The following is a 20,130-nucleotide window of genomic DNA, read 5'->3' on the forward strand; positions in this document are numbered from 1 at the left end:
GTGACCACCAGCACCCGCATTCTTCTTGGCGTAAACATCGACCACGTTGCCACCCTGCGTCAGGCCCGGGGCACTCGCTACCCGGACCCGGTCAAGGCGGCACTGGATGCGGAAGAGGCGGGCGCTGACGGCATCACCGTGCACCTGCGTGAAGACCGCCGGCACATCCAGGAGCGCGACGTGCTGCTGCTCAAGGACGTGCTGCAAACCCGCATGAACTTCGAAATGGGCGTCACCGAGGAAATGATGCAGTTCGCCGAGCGTATTCGCCCGGCGCATATTTGCCTGGTGCCGGAAACCCGACAGGAACTGACGACCGAAGGCGGGCTGGATGTGGCGGGGCAGGAAGCGCGGATCAAGGCCGCGGTGGAGCGCCTGTCGAAGATCGGTTCGGAAGTGTCGCTGTTCATCGATGCCGACGAACGGCAGATCGACGCCTCGCGTCGCGTCGGTGCGCCAGCCATCGAACTGCACACCGGGCGTTATGCCGACGCCGAGACGCCGACCGAAGTGGCTGAAGAACTCAAGCGCGTCGCCGATGGCGTAGCGTTCGGCCTGACTCAAGGCCTGATCGTCAATGCCGGCCACGGCCTGCATTATCACAACGTCGAGGCGGTGGCGGCGATCAAGGGCATCAACGAATTGAACATCGGCCATGCGCTGGTGGCCCATGCGTTGTTTGTGGGGTTCAAATCGGCGGTGTCGGAGATGAAGGCGCTGATTCTGGCGGCTGCCAAGGCCTGAGCAACAACACAAAACCAATGTGGGAGCCAGCCTGCTGGCGATAGCGGCGAGTCAGTCAACAAAGATGTTGAATGATGAACCGCTATCGCCAGCAGGCTGGCTCCCACAGTTGTTTGGTGGTGGATGTTAGAGGGGGGCAGGTTCCTGGGTCGGCTTGGACTTGTCGATGCCGGGCACATGCAAGTTACCCTCGGCGACCTGATCACCTTCAAGCTGCGGCTGCGTGACCCAGGTCAGGATGTCGTAGTAGCGACGGATGTTCGCCACGAAATGCACCGGTTCGCCGCCACGGGCGTAGCCGTAACGGGTCTTGCTGTACCACTTCTTCTCGGACAGGCGCGGCAGGATCTTTTTCACGTCCAGCCATTTGTCCGGATTCAATCCTTCCTTGGCGGCCAGCTTGCGGGCGTCGTCGAGGTGACCGCTGCCGACGTTGTAGGCGGCCAGGGCAAACCAGGTGCGATCCGGTTCCTGGATCGAATCGTCCAACTGTTCTTTCATGTAGGCCAGGTACTTGGCGCCGCCCATGATGCTCTGCTTCGGATCGAGGCGGTTGGACACGCCCATGGCCTGCGCGGTGTTCTGGGTCAGCATCATCAGGCCGCGCACGCCGGTCTTGGAGGTCACGGTCGGTTGCCACAGCGACTCCTGATACCCGATCGCCGCCAGCAGGCGCCAATCGACTTTCTCTTTCTTGGCGTACGCCTTGAAGTGCTGTTCGTACTTGGGCAGGCGTTGCTGCAAGTGCTGGGCAAACGTGGTGGCGCCCATGTAGCCGAGCACATCGACATGCCCGTAGTAACGGTCCTTGAGGCGTTGCAGGGTGCCGTTCTTCTTGACCTTGTCGAGGTACTCGTTGATCTCGTTGAGCAGGCTGTTGTCGTCGCCCGGGGCCACGGCCCAGCTCTGGTTGCTGGCATCCCCCAGGTCGAAGGCGACCCGGATGTTGGTGAAGTACACCTGGTTCATCGCCACTTCATTGGAGTCGACCAGTGTCAGATCGATCTGGCCTTCGTCGACCATGCGCAGGAGATCCACGACCTCGACCGCGTCGGATTCTTCGTATTCGATGCCGGGAAATTTCTGTTTCAGCTGTGCGAGCTGCTCGGCGTGGGTGCTGCCCTTGAGCACCATGATCTTCTTGCCGACCAGATCCTTGGCGTCGGTAGGGCGCGACTTGCCGTTGCGGTAGATGATCTGTGGCGTGACTTCCAGGTAGGAGTGGGAAAACCGCACCTGCTTCTTGCGCGCTTCACTGCTGACCAGGCCAGCGGCCGCCAGTACCGGGCCATTGGGCTTGCCCACCTGGTCGAACAGGTCGTCGAGGTTGTCGGCCGTCTCGATCTTGAGCTCGACCCCCAGATCGTCGGCGAAGCGCTTCACCAGCTCGTATTCGAAGCCGGTTTCACCGTTGCGATCCTGAAAGTAGGTGGCGGGGCTGTTCCGGGTAACCACCCGCAGCACACCATCCTCCTTTACGCGCTCCAGTGTGTTGGGTTTATCAACACAGCCACTGAGCATCAGGAAGAGTCCGGTTGCGATCAGCCATTTGGCGTACCGCGGACGCAAAGCCGTTGGGGAAAACATCTGCGCAGTATACGCAAAGGACCACGGGCGCCATATCTCGACAGCGAAGGGCCTATCTGCTAGCGATCGAAAAACCGGCCGAAAGCCCGCAGGAATGGACCTTTTGTGCATTTTGATACAGTAAAAATAAGCTGTCGCCACACGCCCGGTTATCCTGACTCTCGGGGCAGAAACACAGATCGACACCCGAGTGCAACCGTGCGTAGCGTTTCGGGTGCTGTCGCGGGCTGTTTAGGCTAGAATGCACGGCCTCAAAGCACACCCCTTCCCGAGGCTGTCCCGAAGATGTTGATCCTGCGCGGCGCTCCTGCCCTTTCTGCCTTTCGCCACAGCAAGCTCCTTGAGCAACTGAGCCAGAAGGTTCCGGCTGTCAGCGGCCTGTATGCTGAATTCGCTCACTTCGCCGAAGTTACCGGCGTCCTGACCGGCGACGAACAGCAGGTGCTGGCGCGCCTTCTGAAGTACGGTCCAAGTGTTCCGGTCCAGGAACCGACCGGTCGTCTGTTCCTGGTGTTGCCGCGTTTCGGCACCATCTCGCCATGGTCGAGCAAGGCCAGCGACATCGCTCGCAACTGCGGCCTGGGCAAGATCCAGCGCCTGGAGCGCGGCATTGCCTTCTACGTCGCCGGCCAGTTCAGCGATGCTGACGCCCAGCTGATTGCCGATGCACTGCACGACCGCATGACCCAGATCGTCCTGGGCAACCTGGAACAGGCCGCCGGCCTGTTCAGCCACGCCGAACCCAAGCCCCTGACCGCGATCGACGTGTTGGGTGGCGGCCGCGCCGCGCTGGAAAAAGCCAACACCGAGCTGGGCCTGGCCCTGGCCGAAGACGAGATCGACTACCTGGTCAACGCTTTCGTCGGTTTGAAGCGCAACCCGCATGACATCGAACTGATGATGTTTGCCCAGGCCAACTCCGAGCACTGCCGTCACAAGATCTTCAACGCCAGTTGGGACATCGACGGCGAGAGCCAGGAAAAAAGCCTGTTCGGCATGATCAAGAACACCTACGTGATGCACAGCGAAGGCGTTCTGTCGGCATACAAGGACAACGCTTCGGTGATCGTCGGCTCCGTGGCCGGGCGTTTCTTCCCGGACCCTGAAACCCGCCAGTACGGCGCGGTGCAGGAACCGGTGCACATCCTGATGAAAGTCGAGACCCACAACCACCCGACCGCGATTGCCCCGTTCCCGGGCGCATCCACCGGTTCCGGTGGCGAGATCCGCGACGAAGGCGCGACCGGTCGTGGCGCCAAGCCGAAGGCCGGCCTGACCGGCTTCACCGTGTCCAACCTGCAGATCCCGGGTTTCGAACAGCCGTGGGAAGTGCCGTACGGCAAGCCCGAGCGCATCGTGACCGCGCTGGACATCATGATCGAAGGCCCGCTGGGCGGCGCTGCGTTCAACAACGAATTCGGTCGTCCGGCGCTGACCGGTTACTTCCGTACTTTCGAACAGTCGATCAGCACCCCGCACGGCGATGAAGTGCGCGGTTACCACAAGCCGATCATGCTGGCTGGCGGCATGGGCAACATCCGTGAAGAACACGTCAAGAAAGGCGAGATCCTGGTCGGCTCCAAGCTGATCGTGCTCGGCGGCCCGGCGATGCTGATTGGCCTGGGTGGCGGCGCGGCTTCCTCCATGGCCACCGGCACCAGCTCGGCGGACCTGGACTTCGCTTCCGTACAGCGTGAAAACCCTGAAATGGAGCGCCGTTGCCAGGAAGTCATCGACCGTTGCTGGCAGCTGGGTGACAAGAACCCGATCAGTTTCATCCACGACGTGGGTGCGGGCGGTCTGTCCAACGCCTTCCCGGAGCTGGTCAACGACGGCGACCGCGGTGGCCGTTTCGAACTGCGCAACATTCCAAACGACGAGCCGGGCATGGCCCCGCACGAAATCTGGTCCAACGAATCCCAGGAACGCTACGTGCTGGCAGTCGGCCCGGCCGACTTCGAGCGCTTCAAGGCAATCTGCGAACGTGAGCGTTGCCCGTTTGCCGTCGTCGGCGAAGCCACTGCCGAGCCGCAGCTTACTGTTACGGATAGCCACTTCGGCAACAGCCCGGTGGACATGCCGCTCGAAGTGCTGCTGGGCAAAGCCCCGCGCATGCACCGTTCGGTGGTACGTGAAAACGAGCTGGGCGACGATTTCGATCCGTCGACCCTGGACATCGGCGAGTGCGTCGAGCGCGTCCTGCATCACCCGGCTGTGGCCAGCAAGAGCTTCCTGATCACCATCGGCGACCGCACCATCACCGGCCTCGTGGCCCGCGACCAGATGGTCGGCCCGTGGCAGGTTCCAGTGGCCGACGTTGCCGTCACCGCCACCAGCTTCGACGTCTACACCGGTGAAGCCATGGCGATGGGCGAGCGCACTCCGCTGGCACTGCTGGACGCTCCGGCGTCGGGCCGCATGGCCATCGGCGAAACCCTGACCAACATCGCGGCTTCGCGCATCGGCAAGATCTCCGACATCAAGCTGTCGGCGAACTGGATGTCCGCCGCCGGTCACCCGGGCGAAGACGCACGTCTCTACGACACCGTGAAAGCGGTCGGCATGGAACTGTGCCCTGAGCTGGGCATCACCATTCCGGTGGGCAAGGACTCGATGTCCATGGCCACGCGCTGGAGCGATGAAGGCGTGGACAAGTCCGTGACTTCGCCAATGTCCCTGATCGTGACCGGTTTCGCGCCAGTGACTGACATCCGTCAGACCCTGACCCCGCAACTGCGCATGGACAAGGGCACCACCGACCTGATCCTGATCGACCTGGGCCGTGGCCAGAACCGCATGGGCGCCTCGATCCTCGCGCAGGTTCACGGCAAGCTCGGCAAGCAGGCGCCGGACGTCGACGACGCCGAAGACCTGAAGGCCTTCTTCGCGGTGATCCAGGGCCTCAACGCCGACGGTCACCTGCTGGCCTACCACGACCGTTCCGACGGTGGTCTGTTGACCAGCGTGGTCGAGATGGCGTTCGCCGGTCACTGCGGCCTGAGCCTGAACCTCGATGGCCTGGCGGAAACGTCCGCCGACATCGCCGCGATCCTGTTCAACGAAGAACTGGGCGCCGTGATCCAGGTTCGCCAGGACGCTACCGCGGACATCCTCGCGCAGTTCAGCGCTGCCGGCCTGGGCGAGTGCGTGTCGGTGATCGGTCAGCCGATCAACAATGGCCAGATCAACATCACCTTCAACGGTGACACCGTGTTCGAAGGCCAGCGTCGTCTGCTGCAACGCCAGTGGGCCGAGACCAGCTACCAGATCCAGCGTCTGCGCGACAACGCCGACTGCGCCGATCAAGAGTTCGACGTCCTGCTGGAAGAAGACAACCCGGGCCTGAGCGTCAAGCTGAGCTACGACGTCAACCAGGACATCGCCGCGCCTTACATCAAGAAAGGCATCCGCCCACAGGTTGCCGTGCTGCGTGAGCAGGGCGTCAACGGTCAGGTGGAAATGGCGGCCGCGTTCGACCGCGCCGGTTTCAACGCGATCGACGTGCACATGAGCGACATCCTCGCCGGCCGTGTCGACCTGAACGAGTTCAAGGGCATGGTGGCGTGCGGCGGTTTCTCCTACGGCGACGTACTGGGTGCCGGTGAAGGTTGGGCCAAGTCGGCGTTGTTCAACAGCCGTGCCCGTGATGCGTTCCAGGGCTTCTTCGAGCGTAACGACAGCTTCACCCTCGGCGTGTGCAACGGTTGCCAGATGATGTCCAACCTGCACGAGCTGATCCCGGGCAGCGAGTTCTGGCCGCACTTCGTGCGTAACCGTTCCGAGCAGTTCGAAGCCCGTGTAGCCATGGTGCAGATCCAGGAGTCGAACTCGATCTTCCTGCAGGGCATGGCCGGTTCGCGCATGCCGATCGCCATCGCCCACGGTGAAGGCCATGCCGAATTCGCCAGCGAAGAAGCGTTGCTGGAAGCCGATCTGTCCGGTTGCGTGGCGATGCGTTTCGTCGACAACCACGGCAAGGTCACCGAAAGCTACCCGGCCAACCCGAACGGCTCGCCGCGCGGGATCACCGGTTTGACCAGCCGCGACGGTCGCGTGACCATCATGATGCCGCACCCGGAGCGTGTGTTCCGTGCCGTGCAGAACTCGTGGCGTTCGGAAGACTGGAACGAAGACGCGCCTTGGATGCGTATGTTCCGTAATGCTCGCGTCTGGGTTAACTGATAGCTGTGTACAAGCTCGCTTTTTTCGTTCCCGACAGTCATGTCGAAGTGGTCAAGAGCGCCGTATTCGCTGCCGGTGGCGGGCGGATCGGCGCTTACGATCACTGCGCCTGGCAGGTGTTGGGCCAGGGCCAGTTTCGTCCACTGGACGGCAGTACGCCGTTCATTGGTGAGGCCGGGCAGGTCGAACGGGTCGAGGAATGGAAGGTCGAGCTTGTGGTGGCCGATGAGTTGATTGGCTCGGTGGTGGCGGCTCTGAAACAGAGTCACCCCTATGAGACGCCGGCTTATGAAGTGTGGCGGTTGGAGGATTTCTGATCCTGTGGTTGCCAAATAAAAAACCCGCTGATTCGTCAGCGGGTTTTTTATTGCCTTCATTTTCTGCACCCACAAAAAACCCGGCATGAAAGCCGGGTTTTTTTGGGGCATCGAGCTTAAGCGGTGAAGGTTTTGCCTTCGAACTGCTCAGCCACGAATTTCCAGTTGACCAGGTTCCAGAACGCTTCGACGTACTTCGGACGCAGGTTGCGGTAGTCGATGTAGTAAGCGTGTTCCCAGACGTCGCAGGTCAGCAGCGGGGTGTCGCCGCTGGTCAGCGGGTTGCCGGCGCCGATGGTGCTGGCCAGGCCCAGGGAACCGTCAGCCTTTTTCACCAGCCAGCCCCAGCCGGAGCCGAAGGTGCCGATGGAAGTCTTGCTGAACTCTTCCTTGAACTTGTCGAACGAACCGAAGGCCGCGTTGATGGCCTCAGCCAGCGCGCCGGTTGGTTGACCGCCAGCGTTTGGCGCCAGGCAGTTCCAGTAGAAAGTGTGGTTCCACACTTGAGCGGCGTTGTTGAAGATGCCGCCCGAGGAAGTCTTGACGATTTCTTCCAGGGTCTTGCCTTCGAACTCGGTGCCTGGCACCAGGTTGTTCAGGTTCACGACGTAGGTGTTGTGGTGCTTGTCGTGGTGAAACTCCAGGGTTTCCTTGGAGATGTGCGGCTGCAGGGCATCGTGTGCGTACGGCAGTGGCGGCAATTCGAAAGCCATGATGATTCTCCTAATCAGGTCTGTTGCGGTGAGCGCAAGGCCGATCACGGGCGGCCAAACAAGCGCCGGGGAGTTTGTACTCTTTGCGGCGCAGGGATTCGGATCATAGCACCGGGGTGGCGGCATAACCACGCAACAACTGTGTGGAATAGAGGTTCCAGAGCCGTTTGGAATAATTCAACCAGCGGTGATCAGCTGCAGTGCTACGGCAAACATCATCACGGCCACCAACAGATCAAGAATACGCCAAGTGCTCGGGCGAGCCAGCCATGGCGCGAGCCACGCCGCACCCAGCGCCAGGGTGAAAAACCACAGCAATGAAGCACTCGCCGCGCCTACCACGTAAGCGCCGGGTTCTGTTTGCTGGGCGCCGAGGGAGCCGATCAGCAACACGGTGTCCAGATAGACGTGGGGATTGAGCAGGGTCACCGCCAGGGCACTGAGCATTACCGCGCGCAATGAGCGCACGGTCTGGTTTTCACCTTGTTGCAGGCTCTGTTTCGAGCAGGCGCGGCGCAACGCCTGACTGCCGTACCACAACAGAAACGCCGCGCCACCCCAACGGGCGATGGCCAACAGGGTGGGGTTCTGTGCCAGCACCGTCGCCAGGCCGAATACACCGGCGGCCACCAGCAAGGCGTCGCAGGCCACGCAGAGTGCCGCCACCGGCAGGTGATGTTCGCGGCGCAGGCTTTGCGCCAGCACAAATGCATTCTGCGTGCCGATCGCCATGATCAGGCCGAAGGCCACCAGCAGGCCGTTCACATAACTTTGCCACATGGCTTTTACTCCGCGTTCGCCGCCAGGTCGCGCAACACTTGCATGGCGCGCTCGGCATCGGCCTGGCCGACGAACAAATGGTCGTGGTAATAACCGGCGATCACATTGCAGCTGATGCTTGCCTGGCCCAGGGCCGTGGCGAACGCCGCGGTAAGGCCGACCGCTTCGAGGGCCGAATGCACGTTCAGGGTGATCCACGCGGCGACGTAGTCGTAGCTGAAACCGGCCTGTTCAGCCTGGGAACGTTCGAGAATCACGGTCAGGCCTTCCTGCTCGCGAAAGCTGCCGACGATGTCCAGGCCCGCCGGCAACTGGCCGTCGCCCAGGGTGCAGAACACGTAGTCGCCGGCGTTGAGTTGCGGGCTCATGCTGCGCAGCAGCGTTGCCAATGACGTTTCACCAGCCATATCGGTGGTCCTTGTTGGAGAGTTCTTGCTAGCCATTCTCCAGTACGAGCCTGTATAAGAAAAACCAATATTGCTGATCGCTCATTAGGAAAACTGATGTTCGACTATAAATTGCTTTCTGCCCTGGCCGCGGTGGTCGAGCAGGCCGGTTTCGAACGGGCGGCCCAGGTGTTGGGGTTGTCGCAATCGGCCATTTCCCAGCGCATCAAACTGCTCGAGGCGCGGGTCGGTCAACCGGTGCTGGTGCGGGGTACGCCGCCGTCACCGACCGAGATCGGTCGGCGTTTGCTCAACCACGTGCAGCAGGTGCGCCTGCTTGAGCGGGATTTGCAGACGCTGGTGCCGGCGCTGGACGAGGAGGGCCTGCCCGAACGCCTGCGGATCGCCCTGAATGCCGACAGCCTGGCGACCTGGTGGGCCCGGGCGGTAGGGGATTTTTGCGCAGAGCAACACCTGTTGATGGACCTGGTGGTTGAAGACCAGACCGTCGGCCTCAAGCGCATGCGCGCCGGCGAAGTCGCGGCGTGTCTGTGTGCCAGCGAGCGCCCGGTAGCCGGTGCGCGCAGCGTATTGCTCGGCGCCATGCGCTATCGGGCCCTGGCCAGCCCAGCGTTCATTGCGCGACACTTTCCTCACGGCGTGCGTGCCGATCAGTTGGCCCGAACCCCGGCGCTGGTCTTCGGCCCGGACGACTTCCTGCAGCATCGCTACCTGGCGTCCCTGGGCGTCGATGGTGGTTTCGAACACCACCTGTGCCCCTCGTCCGAAGGGTTCATTCGCCTCACAGAGGCCGGGCTGGGCTGGGGCCTGGTGCCGGAACTGCAGGTGCGCGAGCAGCTGGAACGCGGCATTTTGCTGGAGTTGTTGCCAGATAAACCGATCGACGTGCCGCTGTACTGGCATCATTGGCGCAATGGCGGTCAGTTGCTGGGGTTGTTGACCGAGCAATTGGTGCAGGCGTCCAGGCAATGTCTAGTGCCCTTCGGGCAGATTTGAGCGTCAAGCTGCAAGCGGCAAGAGAACAACCTGCGCATCATATTTAACTTACAGCTTGAAGCTTGAATCTCGCAGCTGTATCCGAAGGAATACTTCATGAAAATTCTGGTCACCGGCGCAAGCGGCTTCATTGGCGGGCGCTTTGCGCGTTTCGCCCTGGAGCAGGGCCTGGACGTGCGGGTCAACGGTCGCCGGGCCGAAAGTGTCGAGCACCTGGTGCGCCGTGGCGCCGAGTTCGTCCAGGGCGACTTGAGCGATCCGATCCTGGCCCACGACCTGTGTTCCGGGGTTGAGGCCGTGGTGCATTGCGCCGGTGCCGTTGGATTGTGGGGGCGTTATCAGGACTTTCATCTGGGCAACGTCCAGGTCACCGAAAACGTGGTCGAAGCCTGCCTGAAGCAGCGGGTGCGGCGGCTGGTGCATCTGTCGTCGCCGTCGATCTATTTCGATGGCCACGATCACCTGGGGCTGACCGAAGAACAAGTGCCCAAACGCTTCAAGCACCCGTACGCGGCGACCAAGTACCTGGCTGAGCAGAAAGTCTTCGGTGCCCAGGAGTTTGGCCTTGAAACCCTGGCGCTGCGTCCGCGTTTCGTCACCGGTGCCGGTGACATGAGCATCTTCCCGCGGCTGCTGAACATGCAGCGCAAGGGGCGCCTGGCGATCATCGGCAACGGCTTGAACAAGGTCGATTTCACCAGTGTGCAAAACCTCAATGAAGCCTTGCTCAGCAGTTTGCTGGCCAGCGGTTCAGCCCTGGGCAAGGTGTACAACATCAGCAACGGAACGCCGATCCCGTTGTGGGACGTGGTCAATTACGTCATGCGCAGGATGGAAGTCCCACAAGTGACGCGCTACCGTTCCTACGGCCTGGGCTACAGCGTCGCGGCGCTCAACGAGGGGTTCTGCAAGCTGTGGCCGGGACGTCCCGAACCGACCCTGTCGCGCCTGGGCATGCAGGTCATGAAGAAGAATTTCACCCTGGATATCAGCCGCGCCCGGCATTATCTGGACTACGACCCCAAGGTCAGTCTCTGGACGGCGCTCGATGAATTCTGCGCCTGGTGGAAGGCCCAGGACCTTCGCTGATACCTGCCGCACTGAACCGAGGTTCGGGTCCGGGGTCAATCGATGCGGCCATGGGGGGTTATACTGCGCCGCATCAAGCCATCACCGTGTTTCACAAAGGTTGACTCAATGTCCATGCGTAACGATGCCCACGATGACTTCGACGATGTACCGAGCCTGCGTGCAGACATCCTCGATGACGATGATTACCCGAAGACCACCCGCACCACCGTGCATTCGCGCACACCGCCCGCGGTCAGGGTCAAGGCGGCGAGCACAGGGCCTTTGTGGGCCCTGGTCGGCGCCTTGTTCTTTGCCTTCGCGGGCCTTGCCTGGTGGAGCTTCCAGCAGATTTCGCTGATGGAGCAACAGCTGGTGGCGACCCAGGAAAGCTTTGCGCGTATCAGTGAAGAAGCGGCGGGGCGCCTGCAGGATATTTCCGGCAAGGTGGTCGCCAGCCAGACTAACGTCACCAGCGACAGCGAAGCGCTGAAACTGCAAATCAAACAGCTGGAAAACCAGTTGCAGGACCAGGGCAAACAACAGCTGGGCGTCGCCGGCCAGGCCTCGGACCTGGACAAGCGCCTGGCGCAGATGACCGCGCAAACCAGCGAGCTCGACAAGCGCCTGACACAGATGACTGCCCAGTACACCGAGCAGCAGAATGCCGATACGCAATTGCAGGCGCAGGTCAAAGCCTTGAGCGCTGAACTGACCACCCTGAAGGACACCCCGGCGGACACCGAAAAATTCGATGCGCAGCTTAAAAGCCTGGGGGCTGACATCACGGCGCTGAAGAAACAGGGCAATCCAGGCGCCGCCATCGACCGTCTGGAGCAGGACATCGTTGTCCTCAAAAGCCAGCAGGACAACCGTTCGGGCGCTTCTCAAAGCGCCAACCTGGCGGAGTTCGATGCGTTCCGCAGCCAGGTCACCCGGACCATCAATTCCCTGCAAGCGCAGATCCAGTACCTGCAGCAGCAGTTGCGCACTCGCCAGTAAACCCTGGTTCATTCCCGGTTCGCCGGGAATGAATCCCTCCCGCACCCACGCCATTGCCGTCTACGCTCTTGAAACACCAAAAAAGAACGAGGGACGCGCCATGGGAGTTGTGCACAAGTTGGCCTGGTTATGCGGCATGCTGCTGATGTGCCTGGGCCAGGTTCAAGCGGCTGAGACGGAAAAGGCTGACAGCCAGGCCGCCATCGCCTTGCTCGAAAAGGCCCTGGCCTACTACCACGACAATGGCGACAAGGCCTTCGCCGCGTTCAGCCGCCAGGGCGAGTTCGTCGATCAGGACCGCTATGTCTTCGTGGTCGATACCCAGGGTGTGATGCTCGCCAGCGGCGGGCCTTCGGCGGCGCTGATTGGCCGCGATGTGTCGGATGTGCTCGGGCCGGATCTGCAGAAGGCCTTCAAGGAGGCGCTGAAAACGCCCGAGGGCAATGGCATCCAGCAAGCGGAATACCGTTGGCAGAACTGGTCCGACGGCAAGGTGGAGCGCAAGCATGTCTACTATCAGCGCGTCGGCCAGCGCATTCTCGCGGTCGGCTACTACCTGCCCCGGGCCTCGGCGGAACAGGCCATGGCCTTGCTGAACAAGGCGGCGACCGACCTGGCCAAGGACGAGAAGGGCACCCTGGCGGCGATCAACTCCCTGAAGGGCGGATATCTGCAGGATGACCTGTATGTCTTTGTCGTCGACATCAATACCGGGCGCTACGTGGCCCATGGCACTAACCTGCGATTGATCAACACTGATTTCAGCATGATCAAGGATCCGGATGGCAAGCCGGTGGGTGAACCGATGCTGGCGTTGATCGCGAAACAGGATTACGGCGAGTATGAGTACCGCTGGAAAAACCCGGTGACCGGGAAGGTCGAGAACAAGCATGCCTACCTGAAAAAGGTTGGGCATTTCCTGGTGGCTGTGGGGTATTACAGCCCTTGAGATCGCAGACCTGTAGGAGCCCGGCTTGCCGGCGAACAACGATAACGCGGTATTACAGACACACCGCGGCGTCTGGTTCGCCGGCAAGCCACGCTCCTACAGAACCTTGTCTTCCCGTCCGCGCAACAACATGTTCGGCATGCCAATCGCCGCCGCCAGCCCCAGCAGCGATACCGCCGCGCTGATCATCAGCAAATGCCGGAACGTCAGCAGCAATTCAGCGCGCAAGGCATTTTGTGCCTCCCCCGGCGTGGCGTTCAGGCCGTCCAGTAAAACATTCCCCGAATGACCCTCGGCCAGCAGCGAAGCGCCGGCCAGATGGGCGAAGCTCGAATCCTGCAGCAACGCCAGCAACAGTGCCGACATCAAGGCCACGCCCACCGCACCGCCCAATGAGCGGAACAGGTTGGTGGTGCTGGTGGCGACGCCGATGTCCCGCTGTTGCACCGAGTTCTGCGTGCCGACCAGCGAGGTGGGAAACTGCATGCCCGAGGCGATCCCGCAGAGCAGCATGAACAGGCTGCTCAACCAGAAGGCCTGGGGCGGGCTGAACGCCATGCCCATAATCGACAGCGGCATGAGCAGGGCACCGCCCAGGATCATCGGCTTGTAGCGACCGGTGATGGAGGTACGGCGGCCGGCGAAATACGCGCCGATCGGCAAGCCTATGGCCAGCGGCAGCAGGTGCAGGGCGGCGGCGTCTGCACCGGCACCGGTGACACTCTGGAACCGCAGTGGCATCAGCACGATCATCGAGATGGCCTGGAAGCTGGTGAAGAAAATCGTGCACCAGCACAGGATGGCATTGCGGTTGGCGAAGAGGTGCATGGGCAACAATGGCTCCGCCGCCCGTCGTTCATGTAGCACGAACAAGCCCAGCACGGCCGCCGCGCAAGCCAGCAAACCCAATACTTCGGCGCTGCGCCAGGAATGGCCCTGGCCGAATTCGGTAATGCCCAGCAACAAGGCTGTCAGCCCGATGATCATCAACAGCGTGCCGAGGTAATCGATCACCGGCTTGCGTTGCGGAATCGGCAAGCCCACCAGCGTGCGATTGGCTACCAGCCACGCGCCCAGGCCCAGCGGCAGATTGATCAGGAAAGCCCAGCGCCAGGACAGGTATTCGGTCATGTACCCGCCCAGCACCGGGCCGGCGACGCTGGCCACTGCATACATGCTGCTGAAGTAGCCCTGATAGCGGCCACGCTCGCGGGGCGGCACGATGTCACCGATGATCGCCTGGCTGACCGAGATCATGCCACCGGCACCGATACCCTGGAGAATGCGTGCCAGCACCAGCTGCTCCATGCTCTGGGCCATGCCGCAGAACACTGACGCCAGGGTGAACAGGCCCATGCCGAACAGCATCAGTTTGCGCCGGCCGTACAGGTCGCCCAGTTTGCCGTAGATCGGCACCGCCACCGTCATCGCCACCATGTAGCCGGAAATCACCCAGGCCAGCAGGCTGACGTCCTTGAACTGCGCGGAAATGGCCGGCATCGACACGGCAACGATGGTCTGGTCAAGCGCACCGAGGAAAGTCGCCAGCATCAGCGCGATCAGCACGCTGCGGATGGCCGGTTTGGGCAATTCAGGCTGGTGGAGAGTGGTCACGGGTGAACCTTCGGCAGTGGTAGACCCGCCAGAGGCAAGGCGAGCGGGATGCTCGCCAGTTTAAGTCGATAGCAAGCTATTCGATAGCCTCGTAGGGAAGACCGACGTAATTTTCCGCAATAGTCTTGCGGCCCGCTTCGGAATCGACGAAATAGTCCAGCTCCGATTCGGCAATGCGCTGGCTGAAGGCGTCGTGATCGTCGAAGCGGTGCAGCATCGAGGTCATCCACCAGGAAAACCGCTCGGCTTTCCACACCCGGCGCAGGCAGACCTCGGAGTATTTCTCCAGCAGATCGACACGGCCTTCGCGATAGACCTTGAGCAGGATATTGAACAGCGTGCTGACATCGCTGGCCGCCAGGTTCAGGCCCTTGGCCCCGGTGGGCGGGACAATGTGCGCTGCGTCGCCGACCAGGAACATGCGCCCGTACTGCATCGGTTCGACCACGAAACTGCGCAACGGCGCGATGCTCTTTTCGATGGACGGACCGGTCACCAGCTTCTCCGCCAACGCTTGCGGCAGGCGGGTCTTGAGTTCATCCCAGAAGCGTTGGTCGGACCAGGCCTCGACCTTTTCGTCCGCCGGTACCTGCAGGTAATAACGGGTGCGGGTTGCCGAACGCATGCTGCACAAGGCAAAACCGCGCTCGTGGCGGGCGTACACCAGCTCTTCATGGACAGGCGGGGTATCGGCCAGGATCCCCAGCCAGCCGAACGGGTAGACCCGTTCGAAGACCTTCAGGCATTCGGCGGGAATCGATTGGCGCGCCACGCCATGGAAGCCGTCGCATCCGGCAATATAGTCACAATCGAGACGCCAGCTTTCGCCGTCCTTGTCGAAGGTCACGAACGCTTCATCGGTTTTCATGCCGTGGGGAACGACATTGGCGGCCTGATAAATGGTTTGCGCTCCGGCGACCTGACGAGCGGCCATCAGGTCGCGGGTGACCTCGGTCTGACCGTAGATCATCACGGTTTTGCCACCGGTCAGGGCCTGCAGATCGATGTGCACCTGACGGCCATCCAGCGCCAGTTCGAAGCCACCGTGGACCAGCCCTTCGGCGTCCATGCGCTGACTCACACCAGCCTGGCGCAACAGCTCTACCATGCCTTGTTCGAGTACCCCGGCACGGATTCGCCCGAGCACGTAGTCCGGAGCCTGACGCTCGACAATGACGGTGTCGATGCCGGCGTTGTGCAACAACTGACCGAGGAGCAAACCGGACGGACCGGCACCGATAATGGCAACTTGGGTTTTCAGTGTTTTCATTGTTTTTATGACTCGCAAGCTACACGCGACGGGGGTCGGTGAATGATTTTTATGGATCGAGTGCTTGCATTTTTCCCTTGCGGGTCTGTCAATTGAAGGTGAAAACTGAGCGGATAGCTGTACATTCTGCCAATCGGTGCGATTATCGCCCGTCGTCCATTCCGAAACCTGGATTGAAGTGATGAACAAGCCTGACCTGCCTTCGATTCCGGTGTTCAAGCTCTACGGGGAAAGCCTGGATTGGCCGACTCCGGACTTGCTGCACTGTGAAACCATTTCCAAACGCAGTCGCGAACATCAATGGGAAATCAAACCCCACCGTCACGCCGATTTATGTCAGTTGCTCTTCGTATTCAAAGGTCAGGCAGAGCTTGAAATCGAAGGCAAACGTACGCAACTGACTGAAGCGGCGATCCAGATCCTGCCGCCGCTGTCGGTGCATGGCTTCCGCTTCAGTGAAGATGTCGAAGGGTTCGTGGTGACCCTCGCGGCGCCGCTGATCACGCATCTTCAGGGGCAACTGGGGCATTCGGTGAATGCCCTGGCCCAGGCCGAGAGCTACCCGGCGGGACAGGACGCCGAGTACTTGAACAGTCTGTTTTGTGCGTTGCAGAACGAATACACCAGCCATCAACCGGCGCGGGAAATGCTCATGCATTCGCTGGTCAGCGTGATCATGGTGTGGGTCAGCCGCCAGGTGATCCAGCGCCGGTCGGCCAGTCAACGACCGCAACGGGCGCGGGAATACCTCAATGGCTACATCCAGCTGGTGGAGGAGACCTATCGCCAGCACGTCAAGGTCGAGGACCTGGCCCATCGCCTGGGGATTTCGGTTTCGCACCTCAATGGCACCTGCCGTGAGCTGGCGGGGCAGCCGGCGTTGCAGATCATGCACGAACGGCAATTGCTGGAGGCCAAGCGCCTGCTGACCTACACCAGCATGACCATCTATGAAATGTCCGACGTGTTGGGGTTCTCTGATCCGACCAACTTCACGCGCCTGTTCCGACGCCGGGTGGGAATCTCGCCAAAAGCGTTCCGCGACCGCTTGAAGGCCGATCAGGACAACGAGGCCTGACCCTGGTTACCGCAAGGCGTTGAGGGTCGCGTTGTGGGGAATGCAGCGCTCGAAATTGCAGCTGGCGTATTCCCGGGGCAGGTTGCGCAGCTGCTCGACGCGCCAGGCGGCGGCGCCATACAGGCCGAGCGTGACCGCGCAGGTGATGAAGATGGCGAGGTACCTTCTTGTTTTGATGTTCATGGCGTAGACCTCTGAACGAATACCCGTGGGTATTACCTTGAGCATAGGTCAGGGGCGGGGAGTTGCCAGCAATAGCGCCGTATTCAGAACACTGATGAACCCTTGTAGGAGCGAGCTTGCTCGCGATGAGCCTGAGAACGCCGCGGGGTATCAGGTTCCCAGCGTCATCGTTGGCGACCATCGCGAGCAAGCTCGCTCCTACAGAGGGCGGTGTTACAGGCCAACATCCCACTCCGGTTCTTCGGGAAACCTCGCCACCAGAAAATCCAGCAAGCTGCGCAGCGCCGTCGGCATGTGCTTGCGTGAGGCATACACCGCGTACACGTTCATCTGCCTTGGCTCGGCCTGGGGCAGCAGACGGACCAGCTCACCGCTGTGGATGTGCACGCCGGCCTGATAGGTGGGCAACATGGCCACGCCGGCGCCGGCCAGTGTGGCGCGCAGCAGGGTACTGGCTTCGTTGGCGCTGATGTTGCCTTGCACGGGTACCGAAACCTGTTCTCCCCCGAATTCAAAGTGCCACAGGCTTTTGCCGAAGTACGAGTGGGTCAGGCAATTGTGCTGGCTCAGGTCCTCGATCCGCTGGGGCGCCGGGTGTTCGCGCAGGTAGGCGGGGGCGGCGCAGATAAGCGAGCGACATACCGTCAACCGACGGGCGATCAGGTTCGGGTCCAGGTCATTGCTGGTGCGAATCGCCAGGTCGATGCGCTCATCCACCAGGTTCACCGTGCGATCGAGCATCTGCATGTCGATGCTGACACCCGGGTAGCGCTTGACGTAGGCCGCCATGGCATCGGCCAGTTGCGCCTGGCCGAACGAAGTGCTGACGCTGATGCGCAGCAGGCCACGGGGTGCATCGTCCGATACGCTGACGGCGGCCTGCATGTCCGTGGACAGGTCGAGCATCTGCCGGCAGCGGGGAAGTATTTCGCTGCCGGCGGCGGTCAGGCTCAATTTGCGCGTGGTGCGGTGCATCAGGCGTGCGCCGACCCAGTCTTCCAATTCCGCCAGATAGCGCGAAACCACCGGCCTTGAAAGCTCCAGATGATCGGCCGCAGCTGACTGGCTGCCGAGATCGACCACTGTGACGAACACCCTCATTGCTTGCAGACGATCCATGATTTGCCCGATTTCAGAAACAAACTATGTTCAAGCATCGCATTTTTTGTACTGAACCAGGCAATTAAGCTCTGTTATCGGCCAACCTTGGCCATCAAACAACGGAGCAACAGATGATCGGTTTCACCACCCTGAAGCGCATTTTGCTGGCGACCACTGCCCTCGGTTTTGCCACACACGCAGCCGCGTCGACACTGACCCTGGATGTGTACAACCCCGGCGAAAAAGCGATTTTCCCGGTGACTTCGGTGCTGGTCAGCGGCGAGAAGGAGGCGATCCTGGTGGACGCCCAGTTCGGCAAATCCCAGGCCGAACAGGTGGTGGAAAAAATCCGCGCCAGCGGCAAGCAACTGACCACCATCTACATCAGCCACGGCGACCCGGACTACTACTTCGGCCTCGATACCCTGACCGCTGCATTCCCCAAGGCCAAAGTGCTCGCATCGCAGCCGACCGTTGATCACATCAAGCAAACCGTCGACGGCAAATTGGCGTTCTGGGGCCCGAAAATGGGCGCCGATGTGCCGGCCAGAACCGTCGTGCCGGACGTGCTCAAGGGCGACAGCCTGATGCTCGAAGGGCAGAAACTGCAGGTGGTCGGCCTTGCGGGCAAGCAACCGGATCGCAGCTTCGTGTGGATTCCGTCGATCAAGGCCGTGGTCGGTGGCGTGGTCGTGGCAGAGAACATCCATGTGTGGATGGCCGACACCCAGACCCCGCAGTCCCATGCCGATTGGTTGGCAACGCTGCACTCGATCGAAACCCTGAAGCCGAAAACCATCGTGCCGGGTCACTACCTCGGCGACAGCGCCCGTTCCCTGGCCGGCGTGCAGTTCACCGCTGATTACATCAAGGCCTTCGACGAAGAAACTGCGAAGGCCAAGGATTCGGCGGCCCTGATTGCAGCGATGAAAAAGCGCTACCCGGCACTGGGTGAAGAGAGCTCACTGGAGCTGAGCGCGAAGGTCGCCAAGGGCGAAATGAAGTGGTAACCCGCGGTACCTTGTAGGAGCTGCCGCAGGCTGCGATCTTTTGATCTTGTTTTTTAAAAGCAAAGTCAAAAGATCGCAGCCTGCGGCAGCTCCTACACAGGGCTCAGCGACTTTGGGCCTGCTCCACCAACCATCCCATCAACTCACGCAACTTCGCTGAAGGTCCTGGTTTTTCCGGGAACACCAGGTAATACGCCAGCCCGGTTTTCACCTTCAATTCGAAAGGCATGACCAGCCGTCCGGCATTCAGGTCGTCGCCGATCAGCGACCAGTCACCAATCGCCACGCCGGTCCCCTGGGACGCCATCGACATCGCCAGGTCCAGGGTTTCGAAATGCTGGCCCTTGCCGACATTGCTCAACTGCACATCCGCGGCTTTCAACCAGGCCTTCCAGTCCCGTTCGTCGCGGGTGGGGTGCAGCAGCAGGTGTTGTTGCAGATCGGTCGGTGTCTGCAGGGCCAAGGGGCCTTCGAGCATGGGCCGCGAACACACCGGTGTCAGTTGCTCGTCGAAGAGTTTTTGCGCCACCAGCGAGTCGTCCGGCGACGCGCCATACATCACCGCCGCGTCGAATTGTTCGAGATGAAAATCCACCCCGTGCTTGACCGTGGTGGTCAGCTCGACCGGCACGTCCGGGCGTTCTTTTTGCCACTGCAACAGCCGTGGCAACAGCCAGCGCATGACACAGGTCGGGGCCTTGAGTTGCAGGGTTTCGCGCTTCTCGCCGATCTGCTCAACGGCTTCGTCGATCAGGCCGAAAATCTGCTGGACCCGTGGCAACCACTCGCGTCCCTCGGCGGTCAGGTCCAGGCCTCGGGCCTGGCGAATGAACAGTTCATAACCCAGGTGATCTTCCAGCCCGGCGATCTGCCGGCTCACGGCGCCCTGGGTGATGTGCAGTTGCTCGGCGGCCCGGGTGAAGTTGCAGCACTGCGCGGTAATCAGAAAAGTGTGCAGCGCCGGCAGGGGAGGCAATCGTTTCATTGGGATCCAAGGTATGACGTGAGGACATGGCTAGTATGACTTTTTATCCATTGTTGCGGCTACGTGTCGCCCGTTCCAATGAGGCCATCCCTGGACCTGCCAATCCATCATAAACACTGCGCAGGCCCGGCGTCTCAAACGAAC

18 protein-coding genes are annotated in these 20,130 nt (G+C 61.3%); 9 read left to right on the forward strand and 9 right to left on the reverse strand.

What is annotated here, in order from left to right; translation table 11 throughout:
• Entirely contained in the window at positions 1-744 is a 744-nt protein-coding gene (pdxJ, locus tag NPS56_RS08760) for a pyridoxine 5'-phosphate synthase (RefSeq protein WP_274074302.1), read from the forward strand.
• A 126-nt stretch (positions 745-870) separates the two neighbouring features.
• Here the strand turns inward: pdxJ and mltF are convergent, their stop codons facing one another.
• Positions 871-2,331, reverse strand: a complete 1,461-nt coding sequence (gene mltF / locus NPS56_RS08765; RefSeq protein WP_274074303.1) for a membrane-bound lytic murein transglycosylase MltF — start codon at positions 2,329-2,331, stop codon at positions 871-873.
• A 285-nt stretch (positions 2,332-2,616) separates the two neighbouring features.
• Between mltF and purL the strand changes: the two genes are divergently transcribed.
• Both purL and NPS56_RS08775 read left to right on the forward strand, forming a co-directional pair.
• A complete protein-coding gene (gene purL / locus NPS56_RS08770; RefSeq protein ID WP_274074304.1) occupies positions 2,617-6,513 on the forward strand; it encodes a phosphoribosylformylglycinamidine synthase in 3,897 nt (1,298 codons plus the stop codon).
• Positions 6,514-6,518: 5 nt separating this feature from the next.
• Complete coding sequence (locus NPS56_RS08775) at positions 6,519-6,830, forward strand: YqfO family protein (protein WP_274074305.1); 312 nt, start codon at positions 6,519-6,521, stop codon at positions 6,828-6,830.
• A 116-nt stretch (positions 6,831-6,946) separates the two neighbouring features.
• Here NPS56_RS08775 and NPS56_RS08780 read toward each other — a convergent pair whose 3' ends face one another.
• From NPS56_RS08780 to NPS56_RS08790, 3 genes are all read right to left on the reverse strand, one after another.
• Positions 6,947-7,543, reverse strand: coding sequence for a superoxide dismutase (locus NPS56_RS08780; protein WP_274074306.1), 597 nt, complete (start codon positions 7,541-7,543; stop codon positions 6,947-6,949).
• 177 nt (positions 7,544-7,720) lie between these two features.
• A complete protein-coding gene (locus NPS56_RS08785; RefSeq protein ID WP_274074307.1) occupies positions 7,721-8,323 on the reverse strand; it encodes a LysE/ArgO family amino acid transporter in 603 nt (200 codons plus the stop codon).
• Positions 8,324-8,328: 5 nt separating this feature from the next.
• Complete coding sequence (locus NPS56_RS08790; RefSeq protein ID WP_274074308.1) at positions 8,329-8,730, reverse strand: ACT domain-containing protein; 402 nt, start codon at positions 8,728-8,730, stop codon at positions 8,329-8,331.
• A gap of 96 nt (positions 8,731-8,826) precedes the next feature.
• Between NPS56_RS08790 and NPS56_RS08795 the strand changes: the two genes are divergently transcribed.
• From NPS56_RS08795 to NPS56_RS08810, 4 genes are all read left to right on the forward strand, one after another.
• Positions 8,827-9,726: a LysR family transcriptional regulator ArgP gene (locus NPS56_RS08795; RefSeq protein WP_274074309.1), complete on the forward strand. Its 900-nt coding sequence runs from the start codon at positions 8,827-8,829 to the stop codon at positions 9,724-9,726.
• A gap of 96 nt (positions 9,727-9,822) precedes the next feature.
• A complete protein-coding gene (locus tag NPS56_RS08800; RefSeq protein ID WP_274074310.1) occupies positions 9,823-10,815 on the forward strand; it encodes an NAD-dependent epimerase/dehydratase family protein in 993 nt (330 codons plus the stop codon).
• Between the two features lie 108 nt (positions 10,816-10,923).
• On the forward strand, positions 10,924-11,796 hold the full coding sequence (locus tag NPS56_RS08805) for an ATPase (RefSeq protein WP_274074311.1): 873 nt from the start codon (positions 10,924-10,926) through the stop codon (positions 11,794-11,796).
• Positions 11,797-11,896: 100 nt separating this feature from the next.
• Entirely contained in the window at positions 11,897-12,745 is an 849-nt protein-coding gene (locus NPS56_RS08810) for a cache domain-containing protein (RefSeq protein WP_274074383.1), read from the forward strand.
• A gap of 96 nt (positions 12,746-12,841) precedes the next feature.
• Here the strand turns inward: NPS56_RS08810 and NPS56_RS08815 are convergent, their stop codons facing one another.
• Positions 12,842-14,359: an MDR family MFS transporter gene (locus tag NPS56_RS08815; protein WP_274074312.1), complete on the reverse strand. Its 1,518-nt coding sequence runs from the start codon at positions 14,357-14,359 to the stop codon at positions 12,842-12,844.
• A 76-nt stretch (positions 14,360-14,435) separates the two neighbouring features.
• Positions 14,436-15,620: a 4-hydroxybenzoate 3-monooxygenase gene (gene pobA / locus NPS56_RS08820; RefSeq protein WP_274074384.1), complete on the reverse strand. Its 1,185-nt coding sequence runs from the start codon at positions 15,618-15,620 to the stop codon at positions 14,436-14,438.
• 190 nt (positions 15,621-15,810) lie between these two features.
• On the opposite strand from pobA, the gene NPS56_RS08825 reads away from it, so the two are divergent.
• Positions 15,811-16,707 carry a helix-turn-helix domain-containing protein gene (locus tag NPS56_RS08825; protein WP_274074313.1) on the forward strand — a complete coding sequence of 299 codons (897 nt, stop codon included), beginning with the start codon at positions 15,811-15,813 and terminating at the stop codon, positions 16,705-16,707.
• Positions 16,708-16,713: 6 nt separating this feature from the next.
• On the opposite strand, the gene NPS56_RS08830 is transcribed toward NPS56_RS08825, so the two are convergent.
• Both NPS56_RS08830 and NPS56_RS08835 read right to left on the reverse strand, forming a co-directional pair.
• Positions 16,714-16,890 (reverse strand): hypothetical protein, encoded by a 177-nt coding sequence (locus NPS56_RS08830; protein WP_162837843.1) that lies wholly within the window; start codon positions 16,888-16,890, stop codon positions 16,714-16,716.
• Positions 16,891-17,103: 213 nt separating this feature from the next.
• Positions 17,104-18,009, reverse strand: a complete 906-nt coding sequence (locus NPS56_RS08835) for a LysR family transcriptional regulator (protein ID WP_274074314.1) — start codon at positions 18,007-18,009, stop codon at positions 17,104-17,106.
• A 113-nt stretch (positions 18,010-18,122) separates the two neighbouring features.
• On the opposite strand from NPS56_RS08835, the gene NPS56_RS08840 reads away from it, so the two are divergent.
• The gene (locus tag NPS56_RS08840) at positions 18,123-19,001 is read left to right on the forward strand and encodes an MBL fold metallo-hydrolase (RefSeq protein ID WP_274074315.1); all 879 of its coding nucleotides are present in this window, start codon (positions 18,123-18,125) and stop codon (positions 18,999-19,001) included.
• A gap of 103 nt (positions 19,002-19,104) precedes the next feature.
• Here the strand turns inward: NPS56_RS08840 and NPS56_RS08845 are convergent, their stop codons facing one another.
• A complete protein-coding gene (locus tag NPS56_RS08845) occupies positions 19,105-19,986 on the reverse strand; it encodes a LysR substrate-binding domain-containing protein (RefSeq protein WP_274074316.1) in 882 nt (293 codons plus the stop codon).
• Positions 19,987-20,130: the final 144 nt, after the last annotated feature.

This window comes from Pseudomonas putida, assembly GCF_028682635.1.
GTDB lineage: Bacteria > Pseudomonadota > Gammaproteobacteria > Pseudomonadales > Pseudomonadaceae > Aquipseudomonas > Aquipseudomonas putida_AE.

Coding starts and splice junctions, on each gene's coding strand:
- mltF (WP_274074303.1), bottom strand. CDS start 2,331: ATGTTTTCCCCAACGGCTTTGCGTCCGCGGTACGCCAAATGGCTGATC.
- purL (WP_274074304.1), top strand. CDS start 2,617: ATGTTGATCCTGCGCGGCGCTCCTGCCCTTTCTGCCTTTCGCCACAGC.
- NPS56_RS08780 (WP_274074306.1), bottom strand. CDS start 7,543: ATGGCTTTCGAATTGCCGCCACTGCCGTACGCACACGATGCCCTGCAG.
- NPS56_RS08785 (WP_274074307.1), bottom strand. CDS start 8,323: ATGTGGCAAAGTTATGTGAACGGCCTGCTGGTGGCCTTCGGCCTGATC.
- NPS56_RS08790 (WP_274074308.1), bottom strand. CDS start 8,730: ATGGCTGGTGAAACGTCATTGGCAACGCTGCTGCGCAGCATGAGCCCG.
- NPS56_RS08795 (WP_274074309.1), top strand. CDS start 8,827: ATGTTCGACTATAAATTGCTTTCTGCCCTGGCCGCGGTGGTCGAGCAG.
- NPS56_RS08800 (WP_274074310.1), top strand. CDS start 9,823: ATGAAAATTCTGGTCACCGGCGCAAGCGGCTTCATTGGCGGGCGCTTT.
- NPS56_RS08805 (WP_274074311.1), top strand. CDS start 10,924: ATGTCCATGCGTAACGATGCCCACGATGACTTCGACGATGTACCGAGC.
- NPS56_RS08810 (WP_274074383.1), top strand. CDS start 11,897: ATGGGAGTTGTGCACAAGTTGGCCTGGTTATGCGGCATGCTGCTGATG.
- NPS56_RS08825 (WP_274074313.1), top strand. CDS start 15,811: ATGAACAAGCCTGACCTGCCTTCGATTCCGGTGTTCAAGCTCTACGGG.
- NPS56_RS08830 (WP_162837843.1), bottom strand. CDS start 16,890: ATGAACATCAAAACAAGAAGGTACCTCGCCATCTTCATCACCTGCGCG.
- NPS56_RS08835 (WP_274074314.1), bottom strand. CDS start 18,009: ATGGATCGTCTGCAAGCAATGAGGGTGTTCGTCACAGTGGTCGATCTC.
- NPS56_RS08840 (WP_274074315.1), top strand. CDS start 18,123: ATGATCGGTTTCACCACCCTGAAGCGCATTTTGCTGGCGACCACTGCC.
- NPS56_RS08845 (WP_274074316.1), bottom strand. CDS start 19,986: ATGAAACGATTGCCTCCCCTGCCGGCGCTGCACACTTTTCTGATTACC.